Below are 2,195 nucleotides of genomic sequence, written 5' to 3'. Positions count from 1 at the left end.
ATACTCATCATCGACCGATAGTGAACCAGTACCGTGAGGGAAAGGCGAAAAGAACCCCGGGAGGGGAGTGAAATAGATCCTGAAACCGTATGCTTACAAAAAGTAGGAGCCTCGAAAGGGGTGACTGCGTACCTTTTGTATAATGGGTCAGCGACTTACATTCAGTGGCAAGCTTAACCGAATAGGGCAGGCGTAGAGAAATCGAGTCCGAATAGGGCGTCTTTAGTCGCTGGGTGTAGACCCGAAACCAAGTGATCTATCCATGGCCAGGATGAAGGTGCTGTAACAGGTACTGGAGGTCCGAACCGACTAGTGTTGCAAAATTAGCGGATGAGCTGTGGATAGGGGTGAAAGGCTAAACAAACTTGGAAATAGCTGGTTCTCTCCGAAAACTATTTAGGTAGTGCCTCAAGTATTACCTGCGGGGGTAGAGCACTGTTTAGGCTAGGGGGTCATGGCGACTTACCAACCCTAGGCAAACTCCGAATACCGCAGAGTACAGCTTGGGAGACAGAGCACCGGGTGCTAACGTCCGGACTCAAGAGGGAAACAACCCAGACCGCCAGCTAAGGTCCCTAAAATTGGCTAAGTGGGAAACGAAGTGGGAAGGCTAAAACAGTCAGGATGTTGGCTTAGAAGCAGCCATCATTTAAAGAAAGCGTAATAGCTCACTGATCGAGTCGTCCTGCGCGGAAGATGTAACGGGGCTAAGCCAGTTACCGAAGCTGCGGATGCACACATTGTGTGCGTGGTAGGAGAGCGTTCTGTAAGCCTGAGAAGGTGTCTGGTAACGGATGCTGGAGGTATCAGAAGTGCGAATGCTGACATGAGTAGCGTTAAAGGGGGTGAAAAGCCCCCTCGCCGTAAGCGCAAGGTTTCCTACGCAACGTTCATCGGCGTAGGGTGAGTCGGCCCCTAAGGTGAGGCAGAGATGCGTAACTGATGGGAAACAGGTCAATATTCCTGTACCGCTCAATAGTGCGATGTGGGGACGAAGAAGGTTAGCTCAGCTGTCTGTTGGAATAGGCAGTTCAAGCTTGTAGCCGTGCTCGGTAGGCAAATCCGCCGAGCTTAGGTGAGGAGTGATAACGAGGGTGCATGCACCTGAAGTGAGTGATACCCTGCTTCCAGGAAAAGCCACTAAGCTTCAGCTATTGAGTGACCGTACCGCAAACCGACACTGGTGCGCGAGATGAGTATTCTAAGGCGCTTGAGAGAACTGCGGAGAAGGAACTCGGCAAATTGATACCGTAACTTCGGGAGAAGGTATGCCGCAAGTAGGTGAACTTGTACAAAGGGAGCCCAAAGCGGTTGCAATAAATCGGTGGCTGCGACTGTTTAATAAAAACACAGCACTCTGCAAACACGAAAGTGGACGTATAGGGTGTGACGCCTGCCCGGTGCTGGAAGATTAATTGATGGGGTGCAAGCTCTTGATCGAAGTCCCAGTAAACGGCGGCCGTAACTATAACGGTCCTAAGGTAGCGAAATTCCTTGTCGGGTAAGTTCCGACCTGCACGAATGGCGTAACGATGGCCACGCTGTCTCCTCCGCAGACTCAGCGAAGTTGAAATGTTTGTGATGATGCAATCTACCCGCGGAAAGACGGAAAGACCCCATGAACCTTTACTGTAGCTTTGTATGGGACTTTGAATAGACTTGTGTAGGATAGGTGGGAGGCTTTGAAGAGCGGATGCTAGTTCGCTTGGAGCCAACGTTGAAATACCACCCTGGTGTGTTTGAGGTTCTAACCTAGATCCATTATCTGGATCGGGGACAGTGCATGGTAGGCAGTTTGACTGGGGCGGTCTCCTCCCAAAGTGTAACGGAGGAGTTCGAAGGTACGCTAGTTACGGTCGGACATCGTGACGATAGTGCAATGGCATAAGCGTGCTTAACTGCGAGACTGACAAGTCAAGCAGATGCGAAAGCAGGACATAGTGATCCGGTGGTTCTGTATGGAAGGGCCATCGCTCAACGGATAAAAGGTACTCTGGGGATAACAGGCTGATACCGCCCAAGAGTTCATATCGACGGCGGTGTTTGGCACCTCGATGTCGGCTCATCTCATCCTGGGGCTGTAGTCGGTCCCAAGGGTATGGCTGTTCGCCATTTAAAGAGGTACGTGAGCTGGGTTTAAAACGTCGTGAGACAGTTTTGTCCCTATCTTCCGTGGGCGCTGCAGATTTGAGGAA

Annotated in this window: 1 rRNA gene; it reads left to right on the top strand. The window is 51.1% G+C overall.

Going from position 1 to position 2,195, the window contains the following annotated elements:
• Positions 1 to 2,195 (top strand): 23S ribosomal RNA (locus ACFO24_RS13260); the annotation flags it as partial.

This window comes from Comamonas denitrificans, from assembly GCF_042654745.1.
GTDB classification, from domain to species: domain Bacteria; phylum Pseudomonadota; class Gammaproteobacteria; order Burkholderiales; family Burkholderiaceae_C; genus Comamonas; species Comamonas denitrificans.
The sequence above is the reverse complement of the archived record's forward strand: the minus strand, read 5'-3'. Positions and strand labels throughout refer to the sequence as shown.